Below are 7,390 nucleotides of genomic sequence, written 5' to 3'. Positions count from 1 at the left end.
GCGCCGCCGGGGCCCGGCACGCGCGCGTACGGCGCGCCGCGGCCGTCGACGAGGACGCCGCCCGCGTCGCCGCCGCGCCCCTGTACGCGGAGGGCGAGGAGGTCGCCTGGGCGGACGGGGACGTGGTCGCGCGGCGCGTGGAGCGGCTCGGCGCGGTGGAGCTCGCGGTGCGGCCGCTCACGGACCCGGACCCCGGCCTCGTACGGCAGGCGCTGCTGGACGGGCTGCGGCGGGAGGGGGTGGCGCTGCTGCGCTGGGACAGGGACGCCGGTGTGCTGCGGGACCGGCTGCGGTTCCTGCGGCTGCACCTGGGCGAGCCGTGGCCGGACGTGTCCGACGCGGCGCTGCTCGCCGCCCCCGAGGCGTGGCTGGAGCCGGAGCTGGGCCGGGCCCGGCGCCGCGCGGACCTGGCCCGGATCGACGCCGGGCAGGCGCTGGCGCGGCTGCTCCCGTGGGCGGGCGGTGCGGCGGCGCGCCTGGACGAGCTGGCGCCGGAGCGCGTGCAGGTACCGAGCGGTTCGCGGATCCGGGTGGACTACGCGGACCCGGAGCGGCCGGTGCTCGCGGTGAAGCTGCAGGAGATGTTCGGGCTCGACGAGACGCCGCGGGTGGCGGGGGTGCCGCTGCTCGTGCACCTGCTGTCGCCCGCGGGGCGTCCCGCGGCCGTCACCGCCGACCTGGCGTCGTTCTGGCGCGACGGCTACCGCGCGGTGCGGGCGGAACTGCGCGGCCGCTATCCGAAGCACCCCTGGCCCGAGGACCCGGCGCACGCCGTGGCGACCCGGCACACCAAGGCCCGCCAGGAGCGGGCGGGGCGGGGCTGAGGGGGGCGGGCCTGAGCGCGGGCGCATGCGGGCCTGGGCGCGGGCGCACGCGGGCCTGGGCGCGGGTGGGCTGGGCGCGGGTGGGCCTGGGCGTGGGCGGGCCTGGGCGTGGGCGGGGCCTGGGCGTGGTGGGCCCTGGGCGTGGGCGGGCCGCTCAGGCCGGGGGCCGGCCGTCCGCCGGCTGCGGGCGGGCCTCCGCGCCCGTCGCCGCCGCCGGGCGGCCGGGCCTACGCCCGCGTGCCTCCAGCCACAGGGCCAGGGCCAGCAGGAGTCCGGCCAGGCCGAGGAAGCCCCAGGGCAGGTACGACGTCATGAGCAGCACGAGCAGGCGCTGGGACGAAACCATGTCGACGGTGTGGCGGATGTAGTCCTCACGCATCTTCACGTGCCCGGAGAACGCGGTGACCTTGTCGCGGTCGCCGAGCAGGGTGCCGCCGCGCAGCTCCTCCTTGTGGATCTCCTCGCCGTACACGGGCGCCCCGGTGACCGGTTCGACCCAGAACTTGCGGACCGTGGTGTACCAGCGCGTGGTGCCGGTCCTGGCGACGGACTCCCGCGTGAGGCCCTCGACGGGCAGCGTCCGGGGCAGCGGCACCTTGGTCCAGGGGATGGTCTGCTCGAAGTAGTAGACCTCCAGGCCCCGGAACGTACGGGTGCCCTGGTAGTGGATGGGCGCGGTGACGCGGGCCTGCGCGTCGAAGTAGGCGTAGTCCCGCTTCTCCGTCCCGAACGGCCACTTGAACTCGATGCCCTCGCGGCGGACCGGGTCGCCGTCGACCATCTCGCCGCGCGCGTGCACGGGCTCCTGGGTGTGCGCGTCGAAGGCGTAGCGCTCGGGGACCTTGGAGACCATCTTGCCGTCGGGGCCCTGGACGTACGACAGGGCGTCCCAGACGACGACGTCGCGGTCGGAGTCGTCGCCCTTCTCGATCTCCTCGGAGGCCTCCACGTTGCCCTTGAGGGTCTGCACGACGGTGACCTTGGGGACCTTCTTCGCCTTCATCGTGCCGTAGTCGATGAGCGTGGCGGGCCTCGCCTCCAGGACCATCGTCTCGTACCGGTCCGGCGGCACCTTGACCAGGCGCGGGTAGGCGTACCAGCGCAGGAGCGGGGCCAGGGCCGCGAAGAACACGGCGAGGGCGAGCAGGACCAGGCCGGCCTTGCGGCGCATCGCGGCCCCTCCCTACGGGTGCTCGGGGACGGTGGTGAGCAGCGGCTTCGGCGAGGTCCCGCCGGACGGGACGCCGACGGCGGTGACGGTGAGCACCAGGGCGAGGGCGGCGACCAGGCCGGTGGCGGCGGCGATGAGGGCACGCATACGGGCCTCCCGGGCGGGCTCGGGCCGGACGGGCCGAGGCGAGCTGACAGTTCGTCAGGCGGGGGCACCGTAGCAACGCGCGGGTGAGATGAGAACAGGTCGCGCGGGGCACCCGGGCCCGAAGGCGGCCGCACGCGCACCGCCCCCGCGCCTCGGGGGCGCGGGGGCGGCGGGGTGTCCTGGCGGGCGAGCCCTCGTCAGGCGGGGCGGGCCCTCGTCAGGCGCCCGGGGACGAGCCGGCGGACGGGGAGGAACCGGTGGACGGGGACGCGGAGCCGGACGGGGTGGCCGACGGCGACTGCGACTCGTCGGGCTCACCGGCGGCCGGGGCCGTCACCTTCAGCTCGACGACGAGCGTGGCACCGCCGTCGGCGACGACGCGCAGCAGGTACGTGCCCGCCGCGTCGCCCGCGTACAGCTTCGGCAGCAGCAGCTTGCCGCGCGCGTCCGTCGTGAGGCCCTTGAGGACGCGCACCGGCTTGCCCGCGGCGTCCTTGAAGTAGGGGCCCTTGTCGTTCACGGCCGGGTCGTCCGCCGCCTTGACCAGCGTGGCGGTGGCCGCGGCACCGGCGAGCGGCTTCTTCTCGTACGTCGCCGCGACCGCGACGCGGTCGGCGAACGCCTTGCCCGCCTCGCAGACCTGCGGCTCCTCGTTGAGGAGGGTCAGGGCGTCGGCCTTGCGGGAGGTGACCGTGCCGGGGACCTCCACCCGGTCCAGGGAGCGGCCGACGACCAGGGCGCGGACGGTGAACGTGCCGGTGGTCTCGCCCGCCGTCAGCTTCGGCGAGGTGGCGACGCCGGAGCCGCCGGTGGTGACGGTGACGCTGCGCACGCCGCCCTCGAAGCGGGTGTCGGTCTTGCCGCTGATCGTGAACCGGATCTTGGCCTTGGGCACGCCGCGGCCCGACCCGGTCTCGGCCCGCACCACGGCGCGCCGCTCGAAGGCCTCGCCCGCGGTCGCGGTGAGCGCGGGCGGGCCCGCGTTCTCCAGGCGGGCGACCTGGTCCTGCGGGTTCGGCTTGGGGTCGGGCTTCTGCGGCTTGCCGTCGCCGCCCGGCTTCTGCGAGCCGCCGTTGTTGCCCCCGTCGTTGCCGTTGTTGCCGTTGTTGCCGCCGTTGCCCGGTTTGCCGGAGCCGTCCGCGGGCGGCGGCGTGTAGTGGCCCTGCCGCTCCAGCGGCGTGGGGTCGGGCAGGAGGGAGGGGGGCGTCGACGGCGGCGTGGTCGGGCCGGGGCGCCGCGGCTGCTCGTCGCTGCGGTCGTCGGGCAGCCGGCCGGTGCCGTCGGGGATCTCGTGGGTGCCCTTGCGGTAGAACTCCAGCCACGACAGGACCGTGTTCAGATACTCCGTGGAGCGGTTGTAGCTGAGGATCGCGGCGTGCAGGTCGCCGGTGACGGAGAGGTCGCGGCCGCTTCCGCACAGGTAGTGCGCGGCGGCGAGGGCCGCGTCGTAGATGTTGTTCGGGTCCTTCTCGCCGTCGCCGTTGCCGTCCTGGCCCGACGTCGCCCACGTCGAGGGGATGAACTGCATGGGGCCGACGGCCCGGTCGTGCGTGGTGTCGCCGTCGAACGCGCCGCCGTCGGTGTCGGTGATCCTCGCGAAGCCGTTGCCGTCGAGGACCGGGCCGAGGATCGGCGTGAGCGTCGTGCCCTCGTCGTCGACGCGGCCGCCGCGGGCCTGGCCGGACTCGACCTTGCCGATGGCCGCGAGGAGCTGCCAGGGGAGGTTGCAGCCCGGCTTGGCGGTACGCACGGCCGCCTCGGCCTTCTTGTACGCGTCCAGGACGGTGGCCGGGAGGCCGGCTTCCGGGTCGCCCTTGGCGCCGCCCGGCTTGGACGTGGGCGGCACCGGGCTGTGCAGGGGCGGCAGGTCCGTGTAGTAGGGCGAGTTGCCGGTCGCGGAGTCGCCGCCCGGCGGCGGCGTGGTGTCGGCGGCCTGCTCGCCCTGCGCCTTGTCCGTCGTCGCCACACCCGGGGCCTGCGAGGCGGCCAGGGCCGCCACCGCGGCGGCCGCGACCGCGGTGGTCACCGTCGCCTTGCGGAGCCGCTTGCCGATAACCGGCGCCATGTCCGTGAATCCCTCCCCTTTGCCGACCCTGCTCGCCGCCGTCCCGGCGCCCGCTCCGGCGCCCTCGGGAGACGGCTCAGGCGACACTACGACAACTCGCCGAGGCGAGACACCTGTTCGCGTCCGATTTTGTCGGATTGGCCAGTCACAACCCTGTCCCCGTTCCGCCACCGGACCGCGCACGTTCATCTTCGCGTACCGGCGGGGGTGCGTGGGCCGGCCCAGCGGCGGGCCGTCCGGCTCCGCACCCTCCGGCCGGGGGCGGGGGCCCAGGCAGGCGGGAGCGTGCCGGGTGCCCGGCCGGGGGTGCTCCCCGGCCGGACACCCGGGCCGCGGCTAGTGCGCCGCCGACTCCCAGTCGGCGCCGACGCCCACCGACACGTCCAGGGGCGCGCGCAGCGACACCGCGCCGGCCATCTCCCGGCGCACCAGCTCCTCCACGGCCTCCCGCTCGCCGGGGGCGATCTCCAGGACGATCTCGTCGTGAACCTGGAGCAGCATCCGCGAGGTCAGCTCCGCCTCCCGCAGCGCCCGGTCCACGTTCAGCATGGCGACCTTCACGATGTCGGCGGCCGTGCCCTGGATCGGCGCGTTCAACGCCATCCGCTCGGCCATCTCCCGCCGCTGCCGGTTGTCGCTGTTGAGGTCCGGCAGATAGCGGCGGCGGCCCAGCATCGTCTCCGTGTACCCGGTGGCGCGGGCGTCGTCCACCACCCGCCGCAGATAGTCGCGCACCCCGCCGAACCGCTCGAAGTACGTGTCCATCAGGGCGCGCGCCTCGGCCGCCTCGATGTTGAGCTGCTGGGACAGGCCGAACGCCGACAGGCCGTACGCCAGGCCGTACGACATGGCCTTGATCTTGCGGCGCATCTCCGCGTCGACGCCGGAGCGCTCCACGCCGAAGACCTGCGAGGCGACCGTGGTGTGCAGGTCCTCACCGGAGGTGAACGCCTCGATGAGGCCCTCGTCCTCCGACAGGTGCGCCATCACGCGCAGCTCGATCTGGCTGTAGTCCGCCGTCATCAGGGACTCGAAGCCCTCACCGACGACGAAGCCGCGGCGGATGGCCCGGCCCTCGTCCGTGCGCACCGGGATGTTCTGCAGGTTCGGATCCGTCGACGACAGGCGGCCGGTGGCGGCCACCGTCTGGTTGTACGTCGTGTGGATGCGGCCGTCCGCGGCGATCGACTTGACCAGGCCCTCCACGGTGACGCGCAGCTTGGCCTGCTCGCGGTGGCGGAGCATGATCACCGGCAGTTCGTTGTCCGTCTGGGCGGCGAGCCAGGCGAGCGCGTCGGCGTCGGTCGTGTACCCCGTCTTCGTCTTCTTCGTCTTCGGCAGGCCCAGCTCGCCGAAGAGGACTTCCTGGAGCTGCTTGGGCGAGCCCAGGTTGAACTCGTGGCCCGCCGCCGCGTGCGCCTCCTTCACCGCCTGCTGCACGGCGCCCGCGAACTGCTGCTCCATGGACTCCAGATGGCCCCGGTCGGCGGCGATGCCGTGCCGCTCCAGACGGGCGAGCAGCGCGGACGTCGGCAGCTCCACGTCGGTGAGCAGCCCGGCCGCGCCGACCTCCGTGAGCTTCTCGCCGAACGCCGCGCCCAGGTCCAGGATCGTGCGCGCCTGCACCATCAGGGCCTCGGCACCGGCCTGCTCGTCGTCCTCCGTACCGAAGGCGAGCTGCCCGTCGGGCGCGGCCGCCGGAGCCAGCTCCCGGCCCAGGTACTCCAGGGACAGCGCGTCCAGGTCGAAGGAGCGGCGGCCCGGCTTGACCAGGTACGCCGCCAGGGCGGTGTCCATCGTGACGCCCTCGACGCGCCAGCCGTGCTCGGCGGCGACCCGCATGACCGCCTTGGCGTTGTTCAGCACCTTCGGCTTGGCGGCGTCCGCCAGCCAGGACGCGAACGCCCGCTCATCCGCCTCGTCGAGCTGCGCCGGGTCGAACCAGGCCGCCGCTCCCCCGGCCGCGGCGAGCGCGACCTCGGTCACCGAGCCCGTACCCAGCGACCAGGAGTCGACCGTCGCGAGCCCCAGGACCGCGTCGCCGTGCTCGGCCAGCCACGGGGCGACCTCGCCCGTGCCGAGGACCACGCCGTCGACGTCCACGCCCTCGGTGACGGGCGCCCGGTCGACCTCCTCCGCACCCGGGTCCACCGCCAGGAGCCGCTCCCGCAGCGACGGATTACGGATCTCCAGCGTGTCCAGGACCATCGCGACGGCCTTGCGGTCGTACGGAGCGCGCTCCAGGTCGGCGACCGTCTTGGGCAGCTCCACGTCGCGCACCATCTCCGTGAGCCGGCGGTTCATCTTCACCGCCTCCAGGTGGTCGCGGAGGTTCTGCCCCGCCTTGCCCTTGACCTCCTCGGCGCGCTCCACCAGCTCCGCGAACGAACCGAACTGGTTGATCCACTTCGCTGCCGTCTTCTCACCGACGCCCGGGATGCCCGGCAGGTTGTCCGACGGGTCGCCGCGCAGCGCCGCGAAGTCCGGGTACTGGCTCGGGGTCAGGCCGTACTTCTCCTGCACCTTCTCCGGGGTGAAACGGGTCAGCTCCGAGACGCCCTTGGTTGGGTACAGCACCGTCACGTGGTCGGTGATGAGCTGGAAGGAGTCCCGGTCACCCGTGACGATCAGGACCTCGAAGCCCGCCGCCTCGGCCTGCGTGGCCAGCGTCGCGATGACGTCGTCCGCCTCGAAGCCGTCCACCGCGAAGCGCACCGCGCCCATCGCGTCGAGCAGCTCCCCGATCAGCTCCACCTGACCCTTGAACTCGTCCGGGGTCTTCGAGCGGTTCGCCTTGTACTCCGCGAACTCCTCGGAGCGCCACGTCTTGCGCGAGACGTCGAAGGCCACCGCGAAGTGCGTGGGCGCCTCGTCACGCAACGTGTTCGCCAGCATCGACGCGAAGCCGTAGATCGCGTTCGTCGGCTGGCCCGTCGCCGTCGTGAAGTTCTCCGCGGGCAGCGCGAAGAACGCCCGGTAGGCCAGGGAGTGCCCGTCCATCAGGAGCAGGCGCGGCCGATCGCCGGCGGTCGTCTTCTCGGTCTTCTTCGATGCTTTCTCTGCCACGCCCCCGATCCTGCCACGCCCCACTGACACTCCCGCCCGTCTCCCGCGGCCACCCGCCGACGCGTCGCCCCGCGACCGCCCGTCCCGCACCGGGCCCGCCCCGCCCCGGGCGGACCC

General features: G+C 74.2%; 5 protein-coding genes. 1 reads left to right on the top strand and 4 read right to left on the bottom strand.

Annotation, left to right across the window (positions count from 1 at the left end; translation table 11 throughout):
- Positions 1–824 (top strand): ATP-dependent helicase C-terminal domain-containing protein (locus IE330_RS03755; RefSeq protein WP_308438978.1); only part of this gene is annotated, 824 nt, incomplete at its 5' end.
- 154 nt (positions 825–978) lie between these two features.
- Here IE330_RS03755 and pgfA read toward each other — a convergent pair.
- The 4 genes from pgfA to polA form a co-directional block, all read right to left on the bottom strand.
- Positions 979–1,995 carry a cell envelope lipid trafficking protein PgfA gene (gene pgfA / locus IE330_RS03750; RefSeq protein ID WP_190134378.1) on the bottom strand — a complete coding sequence of 339 codons (1,017 nt, stop codon included), beginning with the start codon at positions 1,993–1,995 and terminating at the stop codon, positions 979–981.
- A gap of 12 nt (positions 1,996–2,007) precedes the next feature.
- A complete protein-coding gene (locus IE330_RS03745; protein ID WP_190134377.1) occupies positions 2,008–2,142 on the bottom strand; it encodes an SPW_0924 family protein in 135 nt (44 codons plus the stop codon).
- Between the two features lie 217 nt (positions 2,143–2,359).
- Positions 2,360–4,207, bottom strand: coding sequence for a lytic transglycosylase domain-containing protein (locus IE330_RS03740; RefSeq protein ID WP_190134376.1), 1,848 nt, complete (start codon positions 4,205–4,207; stop codon positions 2,360–2,362).
- Positions 4,208–4,543: 336 nt separating this feature from the next.
- Positions 4,544–7,273 (bottom strand): DNA polymerase I, encoded by a 2,730-nt coding sequence (polA, locus tag IE330_RS03735; protein ID WP_190134375.1) that lies wholly within the window; start codon positions 7,271–7,273, stop codon positions 4,544–4,546.
- Positions 7,274–7,390 lie beyond the last annotated feature (117 nt).

Source organism: Streptomyces longispororuber (genome assembly GCF_014656095.1).
Classification (GTDB): domain Bacteria; phylum Actinomycetota; class Actinomycetes; order Streptomycetales; family Streptomycetaceae; genus Streptomyces; species Streptomyces longispororuber.
Note: the sequence above shows the minus strand (reverse complement) of the source record. Positions and strands in the feature narration are given on the sequence as shown.